We start from the raw sequence: 15,613 nt of genomic DNA, 5'->3' as shown, positions 1-15,613 counted from the left end.
ACATCGAATGGCGAACATCGACGGACGCACCGTCACCATACGCAACAACGTCACCGGCGTGCGAGGGGAAAGCGCGGAACGTCTCTACCAGACTCAGCCGCACCTGCGCACCGTGATCAGCTTCCTCGCGTCCAACGTCGCCCAACTGCCATTGAAATGCTACCGGCGCAACGCGGACAACGACCGAGAACGCGACTGCGACAGCATCCTCTACAGGCTGCTGCGCGAACCGAACCCGGACATGACCGGCTACGAGCTGGTCTACGCGCTCGTCTCCGACCTCAAGCTCTACGACAACGCCTACTGGTGGATCATCCCCGCCAAGAACGTCACCCCGTCCGGATGGCTCATCCGCCCCATCCCGCCGTCATGGATCCTGTCCTATACGGACACCAGCGGCTTCGGATTCGACACGCTCACCTTCTCCAACCCCTACAACGCGAATCCGCCGATCACCATCCCCGCCAGGCAACTGCTGGTCTTCCACGGGTGGAACCCCGCCGACCCGCGCATGGGCAACAGCCCGGTCGACGCGTTGAAGCAGATCCTCGCCGAACAATACGACGCGTGGAAATTCCGCGAACAGGTATGGCGCAACGGCGGCCGGTTCGACAAGTACATCAGCCGACCCGCGAACGTGCAGCCCTGGACGGACGCGCAGGCCGAACGGTTCAAGACCGAAATGCAGGAGAAATGGACCGGCGACAGCGGGTCGAACGCCGGCAAGATGCCGGTGCTCGAGGACGGCATGACCATCAACTCGGCCGCGTTCAACGCCCGAGAGGCCCAATGGCTCGAAACCACCAAGTTGAGTCTCCAGACCGTCGCCAGCGTATATCATCTCAACCCCACCATGGTCGGGGCGACCGAGGGCGCCACCTATGCGAACGTGCGCGAATACGCGCGCATGCTCTACACCGACACGCTCGGCCCGGACCTCAGGATGATCGCCGACCGCATCAACATGCGGCTCCTGCCCATGCTCGGCATGTCCGACGACGAATACGTCGAATTCGACATCCAGGCCAAACTCTCCGGCAACTTCGAAGACCAGGCGTCCCAGATCCAGTCGTCGGTGGGCGCCCCGTGGATGACGCGGAACGAGGCGCGAGCATTGGCGAACCTGCCGCGCATCGACGGCGGCGACGACATCGTCACCCCATTGAACGTGCTCATCGGCGGCCAGGCATCACCCACGGACTCCGGCGACGGCATCACGCCAGCCGACCCGTACGCGAACGCCGGCCACGCGCTCACTGTCATCGGCCAGATGATCAACGGCAAACAAGCCACACCCATCAACGCCAAAACCGCGACACCGCCGCGCAAGGCGCGGGGACACCCCGGCAAGGAACAGGCGGACGAGATCGCCGACACGTTGAAACGGTTCTTCAAACGCCAACGCGACAGCGTCCTCGCCGCAATCGGCGCCAAACACGGCGAACACTCGTTCAAATCCGACGAGACGCCGGACTGGTGGGATGCGGCCAGATGGGATCGCGAGCTCGCCGACGACCTGCGACCCTTCATGGTCAGCCAATCCACCCAAGCGGCCCGCATGGCGCTCGAGAACCTGGGCATCGACCCGGACTCGTACGACGAGGCGCGCACCGTCGCCTACCTGACCGACATGGCCGAAGGCCGCGCGCACGGCATCAACCAGGTCACGTTGCGCCAGCTCGTCACGGCTATCACCGGCGGATTGGACGACGACGCGGAGAAGCACGATCCGGCCGGCGTGTTCGCGGCCGCGATCGGCGCGCGTGCGGCCAAGGCCGCGGTCGGCATCGCCACCGCCGTGTCCGGCTGGGGCACGTTGGAGGCGTGCCGGCAGAAAGCGCCCGCGTCGACGGTCAAGACGTGGATCGTGACCTCGTCGAACCCGCGTCCGTCGCATGCGGCGATGAACGGGCAGACCGTCGCCTACCGCAAGCCGTTCTCGAACGGCGCGGACTGGCCGGGCGACAAGAACGCGCTCGGCATCGACGAAATCGCCGGCTGCACCTGCGAGGTCGAGGTCACCATCCCATGAGAAAGGCAACCATCATGCACATGCGAAAAGACTTCACGTTCCAAATGAAGGACGATGAAGACAATGCGACGGGCGGCGGCACGCTCGTCGCCTACGCGTCCACGTTCGACCGCGATCCCGACAGCTATGGGGACGTGATCGCGCCCGGCGCGTTCACGGACACGTTGAAGGCGTGGAAGGAGTCGGGCAACACGATCCCGCTCCTGTTCGGCCATCGCACCGACGATCCGACGATGAACATCGGCGGCGTCACCGACGCCGTGGAGGACGAACGCGGCCTGAAGATCACCGCGGAGTTCGACCCGGACAATCCGACCGCACAGTACGTGCGCAAGCTCGTCAAGGAGAAACGACTGTCCAAGATGAGCTTCGCGTTCGACGTGCTCGAGGACGGCCAGACCGAACTCGACGACGGCATGAAGGCGCACGAGCTGCGAAAACTCGACCTGTTCGAGGTGTCGCTCGTACCGATCCCCGCGAACCAGCACGCCGACGTGGTCGACGTCAAACAGGCCGGATTCAAGTCCGGCCGCACCCTCTCCAAGAAGAACGAGGACAAGCTGCGGCAGGCCCTCGGCCTTCTCAAGGAGGTCGTCTCAACCGTCGACTCGGACGATACCGGGTCGAACGACAGTGACGTAAACGATCCGGGCAACTCGGAGGACCCCAAGAAGGGCAACGAGGAGGCCACGGACGCGAGGCGCAGCGCTGTCGAGGAAATCACCAACCTACTAAGGAAATCGGAGGAAATTCGATGAACGAAATCGAAAAGCGCCGCGCCGCTTTGCAGACCGAACTCAAGGGCCTGCTGCCGAAGGTGCAGGCCGGCGACGAGACCGCCATCAAGCGCGTCACCGAAATCAAGGAAAAGGACATGCCCGCCCTCGAACAGGACGCGGCGCAGGCCAAGAACGTCATGGACATGCTCAAGGCGTTCGGCGGCAGCGAGCCCGGCGCGTCCCCGGCCGACCCGCAGGGCGGCATCCGCGACCCGCAGGCGAAGAGCCTCGGCGACCTCGCCGCCAAGAGCCTCGACGCGCACGGCTACGCCAAGGGCATGGGCCGTCTGGACATCGTCACCCCGGAGTTCAAGGCGAACACCGACGTCGTGACCACGCCGGCGTCCCTCGCCCCCGCCCTGACCACGGTCGACACGAACATCGTGCTCGCCAAACGCCGCCAGCTCGTCATCGCCGACCTGTTCGGAACCGAGACCATCAGCGGCACCAGCCTGACCTACTTCGTGGAAGGCCCGGTCGAAGGCGACTACCAGACCGTCGCCGAAAACGAGCAGAAACCGCAGATCCACTTCGGCGACCCGACCCCGGTCACCGAAGCCCTGACCAAGATCGCCGCCTACTACAAGGAAAGCGACGAGATCCTCGAAGACCTGCCATGGCTCACCAGCTCGATCGACAACCGCGCCCTGTACATGCTCGGACTTTTCGAGGAGAACCAGCTCCTCAACGGCGACGGCACGGGCAAGAACCTCAAGGGCCTGCTCAACCGCGACGGCATCCAGACCGAAACCGTCGCGGACGGCGAGACCAGCGCGTTCGACGCACTGTTCCGCGCCGCCACCAAGGTGCAGGACCAGACGCCGTTCGCCGCGGACGGCGTCGTCATCAACCCGGCCGACTACCAGACGCTGCGGCTGAACAAGGACGCGAACGGCCAGTACATCGCCGGCGGCCCGTTCACCGGCCAGTACGGCCAGGGCGGCATCCTCAACAACCCGCCCCTATGGGGACTGCGCACCGTCGTCACTTCCGCCGTGCCGGCCGGCACCGCGATCGTCGGCGCGTTCAGCCAGGGCGCGAGCCTGATCCGCAAGGGCGGCGTACGCGTCGAACTGACCAACGCGAACGAGGACGACTTCACCAACAACCGCATCACCGTGCGCGTCGAGGAACGTCTCGCGCTCGCGGTGCGCTATCCGGCCGCGTTCGTGAAGGTGTCCACCGTCAAGACGGCCACCCCGGGCGCCTGACGCGCCCGCCTCTCCGGGCCCGCGCCGCACGGCTCGGGCCCCCTTGGTTTCCAGTGAAGACGTAAGGAGAAGACAGACCATGATGAGGGAATACTCGTACAACGGCAGCACGTTCCTCTACCATCCCGGAAACGAGCCGAAAGGCGCGGTCGAGGTCGCGCACGCCTCCGTGACGGCCAACAGGATCGGGTTCGCGTCCAATGCGATGCGCGACGAGGAACCCGACCTGCCCAGCGACAAGCCGGCGCGCAGGAGCGTGAGGACGAAATCACGATGAGCATCAGGACCGCCTTCGGCTACAGCCTCCAAACGTCTGACGACGGCGAGCCGGCCAAGCTACCGCCGATCCTCACGCCGGACGAGTTCGCCGCGCTCACGAAAAACCGGTACGACCCCGCCGACCTCGGCGTGATCACCACATTGGACGCGGTGTCGGACGCGATCCGAGGCCACTGCCAATGGCACGTCACGCCGGTGCTGGCATGCGAGTGGACCGGCGGCGGCGAAGGCCGTCTCCTTCGTCTGCCCGCATTGGAGGTCACCGGCGTTACGCATGTGTACGAGCACGACGCCGAACTCGATCCGGGAGCCTACGAATGGCGCGAGGACGGCCTGCTGCGCCGCGCGAACTTCCAATGCTGGCCGCGCGGATGGCGGTCGGTCCGCGTCGACTACACGGCCGGCTACACGCCCGCCGCCGTGACGTCACTCAAACAGGTCGCCGCGCAGATCGCCGCGTCCAGCCTCGCGGCCACGCCCGGCGTCAACCGCGAACAGGCGGGACAGGTGTCGCTTACTTTCAACCAGACCGCGCCAGGCGTCTCAGGCGGCATCACCCTGCTCGACAGGGACAAGGAACTGCTCGCCCCCTACACGCTCACCCGCTCGTTCTAAGGAGACCATGATGCTGCCGAGCTTCTGCCATGACACGATCACCGTCAGCCGTGCGCCCCTCATCGAGGAACGCGGCTCGCATATCCCCGACTGGACGCACGCCGAAACCCACACGATCGGCCATTGCTCCGTCCAACCGGCCGGCAGCAGTCTGAGCCTGGGCGATCCGCGCGTCCTGAACACGCAGATCCTGCAGACCGCCTACCTGCCGCCCGACGCGGACATCCAAGCCGGTGACAGGATCACATGGCAGGGCGTCGACTACGTGATCGACGGCGAACCGGCGCATTGGACGTCTCCGACCGGGATCCTCGACCACATCGTGATATCGCTCATCGCATGGAAAGGCTGAACGCATGGCCACGAAAGTCCGCATGCAATTCAACTCCGCGGGATTCCGGCAGATCCTCAACTCCCAACCCGTCGCCAACCTCATAGGCCAGCAGGCGCAACGCATCAAAACGGCGGCCGGCGACGGGTTCGAGGTCGACGGGCCACGCCCCATGAACTACGGCGGCGGCCGCATGGGCGCGTTCGTGACCGCCGTCACCCATCAGGCGCGCACGGCCGAAGCCCGCGACAAGACACTCACCCGCGCGGTCGGAGGCGGAGCATGACCCGTCTCGAACCCGTCGACGTCGAAGACCTGCTCGTGCGCGAGCTCACGCACGGCCTCGACGACGCGACGGCATGCGCCCCGCCTCTGCCACGCGACTTCGACCAACACATGCCGCATCTGCTCGTCACCCGCACCGGCGGCACCCGGTTGAACATGGTCATCGACCAACACCTGCTGTCCATCGACGTGCGCGCCCCCACATGGATGCAGGCCACCCAAGCCGCCGACCGGGCCGCCGGGCTCGTCGCCACGCTCCCCATCCAGCCGGGAAGCCTGTTCGACTGGCGCGACGCGCAGATCACCACGCTCCCATACGCGAACCCGGATCCCGATCACCCCGGAATCCCGCGCGTCACGTTCGCCGCCCAGCTCGCATGCCGGGCAACCATCAACCAATAGAAGGAGATCATCATGGCGGTAGACGCCAACAAGGTCATCGTCGGCACCCCCGACCAGCAAACCACCGGCGCTATCAAAAGCGCCCCATTGGGCACCACTCTGCCCGACACGATCGACGCGAAGCTCGACCAGGCGTTCATCGACGGCGATTCCGGCTACGTGTCCAGCGACGGCGTGAGCCTGACGCAGGACATCAGCACCAGCGACATCACCGAATGGGGCGGCGCGCTCGTGCGCCGCCTGCTCGACTCGTTCGCCGGCAGCATCGCATGGTCGTACATCCAGACCGGCGAGGCCGAACTGAAGAACGCGTTCGGCGCGGACAGCGTGACCGTCACCGCGGCCGCGAACGCGCAGCACGGCACGCAGATCAAGGTGTCTATCGGCGCCCGCCTGCCGGAACGCAAGAGCTGGATCTTCGCGATGAAGGACGGCGACGCGCGGCTCATGGTCGTCGTGCCGATCGGCCAGATCACGTCGCGCGACGACATCACGTTCAACCGCACCGACCCCGTGTCGTGGCCGTTGACGCTCACCTGCTACCCGGACAGCGAAGGCAACAGCCTTTACCTGCTGTTCGACGACGGCCGCAAGGTCGCCGTGCAGAACACCACGCCCGGCACCGGCGCGTGACCCTCCGATTCGTCCCCGCCGCGGTTCTTCGCCCATTCCTCTTCTCGCCGCGACGGGGATCCTCCTCTTCTTTTTTGAGAAGAACGGGCATGCCATGTCAAGGAGAACAGAATGGACATCGTCAACATCCCCATCCCCACACCGCAGGAATTCCGGTTCACGCTCGGCGACGACAAGACCGTGCACGCCATGCCGTTGATGAACTACATGCCCAAACGGCTCGTCACCCGTCTCGGCGACATTCAGGCCATTGCGGACGAGAACGAGAAAGGCTCGAAGGCGCAGGAATGGCTCGAAAACGTGTTCGGCGAATACTGTCCCGAACTCGACCTCGACGACCAGCCATTAAGCGTGTTCCAGGCCGTCATGCAGGCATGGCAGGAGGCCAGCGGGGACATTACGTTGGGGGAATCATCGGCCTCCACCGGCTCTGCCGGGAACACGCGGGGGCACTCGACTACGATCTCCTCACCCTCACCCGATACCGGCTCCAAGACGTCCCGCAAACGCTCGACTGGCTCACGCTGAAACATTTCGTCACCCACCTGGACGCGTCCAGCCGGCTGATCCGCGAACTCAACCCCGAGCTCGCCGACTGGGAAGGCGAACGCCGCACACCCATGCTGCTCGCCGACCTGATCGACGCGGTCAACATGCTGCGCTGGGAGAACGCGGCCATGAACCGGCGCAAGGGCCAGCCCAAACCGCCGCCGCCAAAACCCGTGCCACGCCCCGGCGTCAAACAGAAGGGGCAGCGGATCGGCCGCGGCGCGATACCCGTCAGCCGGTTCGACGAATGGTGGCGAAGCAAAGCCCAGGAAGCCAAAACGGCAACACGATAACTGAAAAGAGGTGCGCGCATGGCCGCAGGAACCGAAGTCGCCAAGGCGTTCGTCACGATCCTGCCGGCCATGCCCGGCATCCAAGGCAAGATCAGCAGCGCATTCATCCCCGCCGCCGCCTCCGTCGGAGACAAGGCCGGCAGCACGCTCGGCAGCAAACTCTCCACGGGCCTGTCCGGCGCGATGGGCGCCGCCGGCAAGATCCTCAAAGGCGTGGGCGTGGCCGCGCTCGGCGCCGCCACCGCCGCAGGCGGCACCGTCACCATGATCGGCAAGAACGCGCTCGACGCGTACGCCACATGGGAACAGGCCGTCGGCGGCGTCGACACCCTGTTCAAAGGCGCATCCGGCACCGTGCAGAAATACGCCGCCGACGCGTACAAGACCGCAGGCGTCTCCGCGAACGAATACATGAACCAGGTCACCTCGTTCAGCGCAAGCCTGATCAGCTCGCTCGGCGGCGACGTGAACAAAGCCGCCGACATGGGCAACATGGCACTCACCGACATGTCGGACAACGCCAACAAGATGGGCACCGACCTCGGCAGCATCCAACAGACCTACCAGTCGATGGCCCGCGGCAACTACGCCATGCTCGACAACCTCAGACTCGGCTACGGCGGCACCAAGACCGAAATGCAACGCATGATCGACGACGCGAACAAAGTCAAGACAGCCAACGGCGAAATGGCCGACCTGTCGATCGACAAGTTCAGCAGCGTCGTCGAAGCGATCCACATCATCCAAAACCAGATGGGCATCACCGGCACCACCGCACGCGAGGCCGCGACCACCATCGAAGGATCCGTCGGAGCGATGAAGGCCTCATGGTCGAACTGGCTCGCCGAACTCGGCAAAAACGACGCCGACATGAAAGGCCTCACCGCCCAACTCGTCGAATCCGTCATCATCGTCGGCAAAAACGTCGCACCACGCGCCGTCCAAATCGGCAAAGGCCTCATCAGCGGACTGTCCGCAGCCATGGGCCAGCTCGCCACCTACCTGCCGCAACCCATCCAAACCGCATTCAACCGGATCGGCGCAAACCTAACCACATTCACCGCAAACGCATCATCGACCGTCAACAAGGTCCTGGCCACGTTCAACCTGCTGCGCACCGGCGACTTCACCTCGCAATTCCGCGAAGCGTTCAACGTCGAGGAAGACAACCCCCTCGTCGACCGGATCCTGTCCATCCGGGACACGGCCATACAAGCCGGCACGACCATCAAACAGATCCTCTCAGGCATCGCCCCCGCGATCGGCGCATCATTCCAAACCATCGCGACGATCGCAACCGGCATATTCTCCACCGTCATCACCATCGTCCAACAAGTCGCCACCGCCTTCGCCACCGCCTTCCAAAACAACGGCGGCACAATCAGCGCGATCACGGCGCTCGCGTCCACCATTCTGAGCCTGACCAGCCCGTTGGGCGTGGTCCGTCTCCTGTTCACCCAGTTCGGCGGCCAGCTGCAGTCGATCGCCGTCGCGGTCGTTCCGATGCTGACCGGCGTGCTCACCGGATTGGCGTCGATGCTCGGCGGCGTGCTCGCGGGCCTCCTGCCCGGCGTTCAGGCCATGATCCAGGCGTTCCTGCCGATCATCGGGCAGATCATCATGACGGTCGGGCAGATCGCCACGCAGATCCTGCCCATGGCCATATCCGTGATCACGCAGCTCATGCCGGTGATCACGCAGACTGCAGTCCTGATCGGTTCGGTCATCGCGATCCTCGCCCCGTTGATCGCGCAGATCGTCTCGAGCCTGCTGCCGGTCGTCCGGAACGTGATGACCGCCGTATTGAATCTCGTTGCAGCGCTCACGCCCGCGATCACCGGACTCGCGTCGATCGTGATCAGTATGATCCGCATGATCCTGCCGGTCGTCCAGACCGTGCTTACCGTCGCCACGGCCGTGGTCACGGGAGTGATCAGCGTCATCGGCCTCGTGATCACCTCGGTCACGAACCTGATCGCGTTCATCGCCGCCGGCGTCTCGAACGTGATCAGTATCATCAATCCGATCGTCGCGGTCGTCTCCGGGGTCTTTCAGTCGATATTCGCCGTCGCGAACTCGGTCACCAGCACGATAGTGTCGCTCATAAGCGCCGGCTTCAACATGGTCGTCAACGTGATCGGCGGCGCGGTCAACGCCGCGGGAGCCGCGGTCAGCGGATTCGCCGGCCTCGTCGGCGGCGTGTTCGGCAACATCGCGGGCACGATCGGCAACACGGTATCCAGCGCGGCCAACATGCTGGTCAACGGGTTCAACGGCATGGCATCGGCCGCAGGCGGCATGATCAACCAGATCGGCGGCCAGATCGGCGCATTGCCCGGCATCATACAAGGGCATTTCGCCGGAGCCGCCGGCTGGCTCATATCCGCCGGATCAAACATCATCAGCGGCCTGTGGAACGGCATCAGCGGAGCGATCGGAGGCCTCTACGACAACATCCGCAACGCGTTGAGCGGACTGGTCGACGCGGCCAAGAACGCGCTCGGCATCCACTCGCCGTCCCGCGTGTTCCGCAAGGAGGTCGGCGTGATGGTCGGCCGAGGTCTCGCGCTCGGCCTCGACGACGGCGAAACCTACGTATCCAAAAGCATGAGCCGATTGAACTCGACACTCGAACCGAGCATGCGGTTCGACTACGGGTACGGCATGACCGGCGGCGCCGACGGCTACGGCGATAAACGTCCGAACGTGGACGTGCGCATCGACGCACGCGGCACGGATCCGAACGTGCTGATGGCCATGTTCGACGCACGTGCCGCGGCCGCGGTGGAAAGGTGGTGAACGTATGCGCGTGACGTTGCATGCGGACGACGGCACGATATTCCGCGCCGCGTCCCTTCTACCCGTCCAGCATCGCGACGCGTGGATCACGAACAAAGGCGTCACCGGCCTGTTCGGCACGCCCAAGCCACGTGAGAGCGGCGTGGACATGCCCCAGTCGGACGGCGCGTACTGGCCCAGCCGGCTCACCGCCGGCGGGCGCACGATCGAACTGCCGTGCGCCATGACATGCGCGAGCTCGATCGAACTGGCCGCGTTGCGCGACCGATTGAACTCCCTCATGTGCAAGCCGCTCGACATCCTCGTGGAATCATCCGGCCGCGAATGGCTGATGCGCGGCTGGCTCGCCGACGACCCCGACTACACGATCCTCTCCCGCGAACAGGTCGCCGAGTTCACGTTGATCGTCTACTGTCCGGACCCGTTGAAATACGGGCGGCCGGTCGCGTATTCGCCCGTGGACGGGCGGATCGCGGTCGACAATCCCGGCATGATGCCGGTATGGCCGAGGATCACGGTGAAGGGGCGCGTGACATCGTTGTCGCTTTCCATGAGCGCACATACGGTCACGTGGACGGGCAATGCGAACGGCCTGACCCTGGACTTCCGTGACCTGATCCCCTCCAGCGGCGCGTTGTCCGCGGATGACGCGTTCCGCATCCCGCCAGGACGGTCGACCGTCACGGTCAGCGCGTCCGCGGGCGCGACGGTGAGCATGGAGGTGACGCCCGCATGGCGGTAGAGGCGTTGACCGTGTCCGCGCATGACATCGTGACCGGGCGGATGCTCGTCGCGCGCATCCCCTTTACGGGGTGTTCGTGGTCGGATTCGATCAGCGAACCCGGTTCGATGAGCGTGGACGTGGATTATACGACGGCGAGCACGCGGCTCGACCTGTACGGGCTGTTGCGCCCGTGGCGGGTCATATTGGCGTTGCGGCGCGGGGCGACGGTCGTGCATGCGGGGCCGGTGACCTCGCGCTCATGGGATCCCGCGTCGCGTCGACTGTCGTTGACGTGCGGGGGCGGCTGGACCCTCCTGTCGCGTCGGCTCGTGTTGAACCACGGGCTCGCCTCGTCGTTCCGTGACGGCGAGGTGCTGATCGACGACGACCATCCCGCGGGCGACTGGCTGCTCGCCCTGTCCGGCTCCTACCGTGACATCATCCGAGGGCTGGTCGCCGAAACCATGAAATGGGGAGCCATGCCGTTCACCCTGCCCGCGGTGGAGGGTGGCGCGTTCGCGCGCTCCTATAACGGCGCGGATCTGGCGACGGTCGCCGACAGGATCAGCGACATCAGCGATCTCGAGTCGGGCGTCGAAGTCAGGTTCCCGCCGTCGACCGCCGGCGGCGTGCTCTCGTACGGGATCGAAGCCGCGCACGAGCTCGTCGACCATTACTGGAAGTGGAACACGCTCGTGCCGGGCCAGCGGGTCATGCTCACGGGGTTCAAGGAGGACGGCGACGACCTCGCGAACGACGTGTGGGCGACCGGCGGCAAGAACGACGACCGCGTCCTCATGGCACGCGCCGTCGCGTCGCGGTCCGGTTATCCGCCGTTGCAGGCCGCGAACACGCAGCACACCACCGTGAGCGTGCTCGCCACGTTGCAGTCGTATGCGCGCGCCCAGGCGAACACGAGCCCGACCGCCGGCGAGACATGGGAACTCAAGGTGGGCGAGGAATGGCCCGTACACGTCGGCGACTGGACCGACATACGCGTCGCGGACGACCTGCTCGGCGACCGCGTCGTCCAACTGAAGATCACCGACGTAAGCGGGTCCGCGGATTCGGACTGGCTGACCATACAGGCAAGGAGACGCTGATGACAACGGACATGGAACGCATCATCCGCGAGGCCGAACAACGCGCACAAACCATCCCCATGCCCACGGACGACGCGACCGTGCCGCACGGGTACAGGCCCGGCGGCATGTCGGGCTATTTCGTCAACGAGGAACGCCGGCGCCGCCTGGACTGCCGGCGTGCGGCGGAGGCGAACCGGCCCACCGGCACGGAACTGAACCAGACCACGCGCAAGCTCGGCCAGCAGCAGTCCGACCTGTCCGACCTGCTCGCGGAACTGTTCGACATCCGCGTGTTCACCGCCTCAGCCGACGGGTACGAGCTCGCCGCGGACACATGGACCACCCTGTGCATGGTGGACGCGATCACGCCGTCCGGCAGGTCGACCGGCAGTTTCCAGGCGACCGGCGGCACGCTCATGCAGACCACCGACACCAGTGTGGCCGGATATCGGCTGCGTCTGGTCGTCGACGGGGCGGTGATCGCCACGGCGGACGCGGTCGGCGACGATATCGAGACCGGGGGAACGACCACCACGCCCGACACCGGCGACGGCTCCACCGACACCGGAAGCGGTTCGGGAAACGGCGACGGTTCGGACGGGGATGGTTCCACGGATCCCGACCCGGGGCCTCCGGTCGCGTTGATCCGCTGGGAGGGCCTGTGCTCCGGCACGATCACCCGCACCAACCTCAACCCCACGACCCGCATCGAACTGCAGGCCCATTCGACGGACGCATGGCCGGCGGACGAGTCGAACACCGCATCACTGACCGTCCAAGTCTCCTACACGAAACCCGACACCGGAAAGGAAGGTGCGTGATGGCCACGTACGGGCATCTCGTCAAACGGCTCGACATCCGTCTCGTGCGAGGCGACGGCGAGCGGGTCGGCGGTCGCTGGCGCAGACTCAACCTCGCCACGGGGGAAACCACGCCCGTCGACCTGAGCGGGTGGACCGGCCGCGTCGAATTCCGTTCCCCGGACGGCACCGAAATCTGGTATTCGACCGCGTGCGACCAGATGACCGTCGACGGGTACGCGATCGCAGGCATCCCGTACGGCGCGTTCACCTCCGCCATATGGGACACGCGCCGCAACGGACGCTGGAAATGCGTCGTCACCAGCAAGGACGGCAACACCACCCGCACCATCGGCTGGGGTTACTGGGTATTAAGCGACTAGACAGAAAAAGGATAACGATGGCTGATCAAATAGCGGACCTGATCGAGAGTGTCATGCCCGGCCCGCAGGGCGAACCCGGAAGGGACGGCGTGGATGGCAAGGACCTGACCAACCCCGGCGTGGAGGAACTCCTCTCGCGTCGAATGGACGCCATCGACCCGTCGCGACTGTCGGCGGGGCGCGTGGTCCCGCTGTGCGAGCGGGAGAACCTCATCGTACGCGACGAGAACACCACCGGCTCGTGGTCGAAAAACACGGTGAGCGTCGGCGTGCTCGACAAGGGGTGGGTGCGCGTGACGAAGAGCGCGGTGGTCGGCACAAGGTACGCGGGCGTGTACCTGCGCGTGCGTTGGAACCGTGTGGAGGACCTCAAGGGCCGGTGGCTGCCGCAGGTGCGCACGAAGGATGGCCTGGTCCTGAACCTGCTCAATTCGAGCAAGGTGTTCGTCGGCGTGTTCGTGAATTCGTCGATGAGCTGGGGGTCGGCGTCGGGCAGCGTGGAGATGACCTCATACTTGTCACAGTATGAGGGCGTGGTCGACGGCGAGTCGTACGCGTCGGACAGCATGTACGGCGTGGATTTGTACCGTCTGGTGTCCGAGCATCCCGACGCGTATCCCGGCAACGTGGGCTATTTCTACGCCGGCTCGCATCTCAAGGAGGATTCGGCCGATGCGGTGGACATGACCGTGCGCGTGCTGCACGTGTCCGACCGGCGGGGCACGCTCGAGGCGACCAGCGTCGACCCGTCGTACATGTCCTCGTACATGTCCTCGTACATGCCGGACATGGTGCGCGCGTTCTCGTCCGCGGGTCAGCTCGTCCCGCTCTCCGGCAAGAACGTCACGCTTCGCGAGGGAGACAGGGACGGCGCGTCGAACACGCCGGTGAGCGTGCACGCGACCCTGTCCACGATGGCCGAGGGCGTGATTCGCTACTCGAAGCCGGCCGGCGCGGGCTCGTCCAGGTACGCGGGCGTGTACCTGCGCGTGCGTTGGGACAGTCTGGACGATCTTTCGGGCCGGTGGCTGCTCAGATACTCCGACGTGTTCGCCTGGCAGGGCCGAACGATCCTCAGCAAGGTCAAGAACTGGGGCCCCTCGGACGCGGACGTCCAGGTGCCGTCCACGAGCGTCGGCCACGACGGCGGGTACATGGTGCTCGACCTTCGCGCGCTCGTTTCCGGGGCCGCGGACAGGTTCCCGGACAACGTCTGCTATCTGCCCATATGCAAATACGCGGCCGACGGCGTCCGGGATGCGGTCGAGGGCGATATACAGCTGTTGCATGAATGGAACGTGCCGGGCATCGTGACGGCCACGAGACTATCCGACGAGCTCGCCGCGTCCTATTACACGAAGGCGCAGGTCGACGCGAAACTCGACGCCGGCGGCTCCGACGCGTACATCACGTGCTGGGGCGACAGCCTGACCAACAACGGCGGGTGGACCGAACGGCTCGCCGCATTGAGTGGCCTGCCCGTGGTCAACGCGGGCGTGGGCGGCGAGAGCAGCCGCACGATCATGGCGAGACAAGGGGCCGACGCGATCCTGGTCGACGACCTGACCATACCCGCGTCAGGCCCCGTCACCCTTGCCATCAAGACCCGTGACAAGGGGTTGAAGACCGTGCTGGGCAACACGGTCACGCCCGCCCTGCGCGACATCCCCGCGGTCAACGCGTGCCGCATCGGTAACGTGTCCGGCGCGATCGCGTGGACGGGCAAGGCGTACGACGACCCCGACGGCGCATGGACGTTCATCAGATCCACGCCGGGAGACCCCGTGACGGTCGACAGGCCCACGCCGCTCGTCTACGACCTCGACCGCGACCGCAACAGCCCCCACCTCATGGTCATATTCATGGGCCAGAACGACGGCACGGAGACCACGACCACGCAGGGCATCACCGCGCTCATACGCCGCCACCGGCTCATGATCGAGCACGCCCACGCCCGCAACGTGCTCATACTCGGGCTGAGCTCGGGCAGCGCGGAAAGCCGCAGGGAGTACGAGACCGCCATGCGCGACGCGTTCGGCCGCTACTTCCTGAGCCTGCGCGAATACCTCGCGCACCCGATATACGCGGCCGACGGGACGACCGTCACCAGCTGCTACGGGCTCGCCGACCAGGGGCTCACGCCCGGCAAGACCACGTACAACGGCGTCGAATACGACGCCTTGGACGAGATCAGGCAGGGCATCGTGCCCCACCAGATGCTCGTCGACTCGGTGCACTACACGACCGGCACGAAAACCATCATCGGCAACCTCATATATCGCTACTGCGTCGGCCTGGGGATATTCGAGACCGCGACAACGGAAGGAACCATCATGAACAAGAACGGCGTCGGGGGGGGCTTAGCCTCCAGGGCCTGAATGCGCGCGGAGACAGTCGTTTGGATTGGACGGTG

The 15,613-nt window shown here is 65.5% G+C and carries 17 protein-coding genes; all 17 read left to right on the top strand.

Annotation, left to right across the window (positions count from 1 at the left end):
- The first annotated feature begins 7 nt into the window (after window positions 1-7).
- A complete protein-coding gene (locus KIH76_RS00430) occupies window positions 8-2,032 on the top strand; it encodes a phage portal protein (protein ID WP_219068596.1) in 2,025 nt (674 codons plus the stop codon).
- A gap of 14 nt (window positions 2,033-2,046) precedes the next feature.
- Window positions 2,047-2,790: an HK97 family phage prohead protease gene (locus KIH76_RS00425; RefSeq protein ID WP_219068594.1), complete on the top strand. Its 744-nt coding sequence runs from the start codon at window positions 2,047-2,049 to the stop codon at window positions 2,788-2,790.
- Window positions 2,787-4,022 carry a phage major capsid protein gene (locus tag KIH76_RS00420; protein ID WP_219068592.1) on the top strand — a complete coding sequence of 412 codons (1,236 nt, stop codon included), beginning with the start codon at window positions 2,787-2,789 and terminating at the stop codon, window positions 4,020-4,022. Before KIH76_RS00425 ends, KIH76_RS00420 begins: the two co-directional genes overlap by 4 nt.
- A 79-nt stretch (window positions 4,023-4,101) precedes the next feature.
- Window positions 4,102-4,299: a hypothetical protein gene (locus KIH76_RS00415; protein WP_219068590.1), complete on the top strand. Its 198-nt coding sequence runs from the start codon at window positions 4,102-4,104 to the stop codon at window positions 4,297-4,299.
- Window positions 4,296-4,916 carry a hypothetical protein gene (locus tag KIH76_RS00410; RefSeq protein WP_219068588.1) on the top strand — a complete coding sequence of 207 codons (621 nt, stop codon included), beginning with the start codon at window positions 4,296-4,298 and terminating at the stop codon, window positions 4,914-4,916. The genes KIH76_RS00415 and KIH76_RS00410 overlap by 4 nt, the downstream gene beginning before the upstream one ends.
- A gap of 7 nt (window positions 4,917-4,923) precedes the next feature.
- A complete protein-coding gene (locus tag KIH76_RS00405) occupies window positions 4,924-5,268 on the top strand; it encodes a hypothetical protein (protein WP_219068586.1) in 345 nt (114 codons plus the stop codon).
- Window positions 5,269-5,272: 4 nt separating this feature from the next.
- Window positions 5,273-5,533 carry a hypothetical protein gene (locus KIH76_RS00400; protein WP_219068584.1) on the top strand — a complete coding sequence of 87 codons (261 nt, stop codon included), beginning with the start codon at window positions 5,273-5,275 and terminating at the stop codon, window positions 5,531-5,533.
- Window positions 5,530-5,934, top strand: coding sequence for a hypothetical protein (locus tag KIH76_RS00395; protein WP_219068582.1), 405 nt, complete (start codon window positions 5,530-5,532; stop codon window positions 5,932-5,934). The genes KIH76_RS00400 and KIH76_RS00395 overlap by 4 nt, the downstream gene beginning before the upstream one ends.
- A gap of 12 nt (window positions 5,935-5,946) precedes the next feature.
- Window positions 5,947-6,567 carry a phage tail tube protein gene (locus tag KIH76_RS00390; protein WP_219068580.1) on the top strand — a complete coding sequence of 207 codons (621 nt, stop codon included), beginning with the start codon at window positions 5,947-5,949 and terminating at the stop codon, window positions 6,565-6,567.
- A 111-nt stretch (window positions 6,568-6,678) separates the two neighbouring features.
- Window positions 6,679-7,095 (top strand): hypothetical protein, encoded by a 417-nt coding sequence (locus KIH76_RS00385; RefSeq protein WP_219068578.1) that lies wholly within the window; start codon window positions 6,679-6,681, stop codon window positions 7,093-7,095.
- Window positions 7,096-7,187: 92 nt separating this feature from the next.
- Window positions 7,188-7,409, top strand: a complete 222-nt coding sequence (locus KIH76_RS00380) for a hypothetical protein (RefSeq protein WP_219068576.1) — start codon at window positions 7,188-7,190, stop codon at window positions 7,407-7,409.
- An 18-nt stretch (window positions 7,410-7,427) separates the two neighbouring features.
- On the top strand, window positions 7,428-10,208 hold the full coding sequence (locus tag KIH76_RS00375; RefSeq protein WP_219068574.1) for a phage tail protein: 2,781 nt from the start codon (window positions 7,428-7,430) through the stop codon (window positions 10,206-10,208).
- Between the two features lie 4 nt (window positions 10,209-10,212).
- Window positions 10,213-10,950, top strand: a complete 738-nt coding sequence (locus tag KIH76_RS00370) for a phage tail family protein (protein ID WP_219068572.1) — start codon at window positions 10,213-10,215, stop codon at window positions 10,948-10,950.
- The gene (locus KIH76_RS00365) at window positions 10,941-12,035 is read left to right on the top strand and encodes a hypothetical protein (protein ID WP_219068570.1); all 1,095 of its coding nucleotides are present in this window, start codon (window positions 10,941-10,943) and stop codon (window positions 12,033-12,035) included. The genes KIH76_RS00370 and KIH76_RS00365 overlap by 10 nt, the downstream gene beginning before the upstream one ends.
- Complete coding sequence (locus KIH76_RS00360) at window positions 12,035-12,838, top strand: hypothetical protein (RefSeq protein WP_219068569.1); 804 nt, start codon at window positions 12,035-12,037, stop codon at window positions 12,836-12,838. The genes KIH76_RS00365 and KIH76_RS00360 overlap by 1 nt, the downstream gene beginning before the upstream one ends.
- Complete coding sequence (locus tag KIH76_RS00355) at window positions 12,838-13,200, top strand: hypothetical protein (RefSeq protein ID WP_219068567.1); 363 nt, start codon at window positions 12,838-12,840, stop codon at window positions 13,198-13,200. The genes KIH76_RS00360 and KIH76_RS00355 overlap by 1 nt, the downstream gene beginning before the upstream one ends.
- Window positions 13,201-13,217: 17 nt before the next feature.
- A complete protein-coding gene (locus KIH76_RS00350) occupies window positions 13,218-15,578 on the top strand; it encodes an SGNH/GDSL hydrolase family protein (protein WP_219068565.1) in 2,361 nt (786 codons plus the stop codon).
- Window positions 15,579-15,613: the final 35 nt, after the last annotated feature.

The sequence above is a fragment of the Bifidobacterium simiiventris genome (genome assembly GCF_019331715.1).
Classification (GTDB): domain Bacteria; phylum Actinomycetota; class Actinomycetes; order Actinomycetales; family Bifidobacteriaceae; genus Bifidobacterium; species Bifidobacterium simiiventris.
The sequence above is the reverse complement of the archived record's forward strand: the minus strand, read 5'-3'. Positions and strand labels throughout refer to the sequence as shown.

Excerpts from the sequence above, each read along its gene's own strand:
- KIH76_RS00430 (WP_219068596.1), top strand. The coding sequence starts at position 8 with ATGGCGAACATCGACGGACGCACCGTCACCATACGCAACAACGTCACC.
- KIH76_RS00425 (WP_219068594.1), top strand. The coding sequence starts at position 2,047 with ATGCACATGCGAAAAGACTTCACGTTCCAAATGAAGGACGATGAAGAC.
- KIH76_RS00420 (WP_219068592.1), top strand. The coding sequence starts at position 2,787 with ATGAACGAAATCGAAAAGCGCCGCGCCGCTTTGCAGACCGAACTCAAG.
- KIH76_RS00415 (WP_219068590.1), top strand. The coding sequence starts at position 4,102 with ATGATGAGGGAATACTCGTACAACGGCAGCACGTTCCTCTACCATCCC.
- KIH76_RS00410 (WP_219068588.1), top strand. The coding sequence starts at position 4,296 with ATGAGCATCAGGACCGCCTTCGGCTACAGCCTCCAAACGTCTGACGAC.
- KIH76_RS00405 (WP_219068586.1), top strand. The coding sequence starts at position 4,924 with ATGATGCTGCCGAGCTTCTGCCATGACACGATCACCGTCAGCCGTGCG.
- KIH76_RS00400 (WP_219068584.1), top strand. The coding sequence starts at position 5,273 with ATGGCCACGAAAGTCCGCATGCAATTCAACTCCGCGGGATTCCGGCAG.
- KIH76_RS00395 (WP_219068582.1), top strand. The coding sequence starts at position 5,530 with ATGACCCGTCTCGAACCCGTCGACGTCGAAGACCTGCTCGTGCGCGAG.
- KIH76_RS00390 (WP_219068580.1), top strand. The coding sequence starts at position 5,947 with ATGGCGGTAGACGCCAACAAGGTCATCGTCGGCACCCCCGACCAGCAA.
- KIH76_RS00385 (WP_219068578.1), top strand. The coding sequence starts at position 6,679 with ATGGACATCGTCAACATCCCCATCCCCACACCGCAGGAATTCCGGTTC.
- KIH76_RS00380 (WP_219068576.1), top strand. The coding sequence starts at position 7,188 with ATGCTGCTCGCCGACCTGATCGACGCGGTCAACATGCTGCGCTGGGAG.
- KIH76_RS00375 (WP_219068574.1), top strand. The coding sequence starts at position 7,428 with ATGGCCGCAGGAACCGAAGTCGCCAAGGCGTTCGTCACGATCCTGCCG.
- KIH76_RS00370 (WP_219068572.1), top strand. The coding sequence starts at position 10,213 with ATGCGCGTGACGTTGCATGCGGACGACGGCACGATATTCCGCGCCGCG.
- KIH76_RS00365 (WP_219068570.1), top strand. The coding sequence starts at position 10,941 with ATGGCGGTAGAGGCGTTGACCGTGTCCGCGCATGACATCGTGACCGGG.
- KIH76_RS00360 (WP_219068569.1), top strand. The coding sequence starts at position 12,035 with ATGACAACGGACATGGAACGCATCATCCGCGAGGCCGAACAACGCGCA.
- KIH76_RS00355 (WP_219068567.1), top strand. The coding sequence starts at position 12,838 with ATGGCCACGTACGGGCATCTCGTCAAACGGCTCGACATCCGTCTCGTG.
- KIH76_RS00350 (WP_219068565.1), top strand. The coding sequence starts at position 13,218 with ATGGCTGATCAAATAGCGGACCTGATCGAGAGTGTCATGCCCGGCCCG.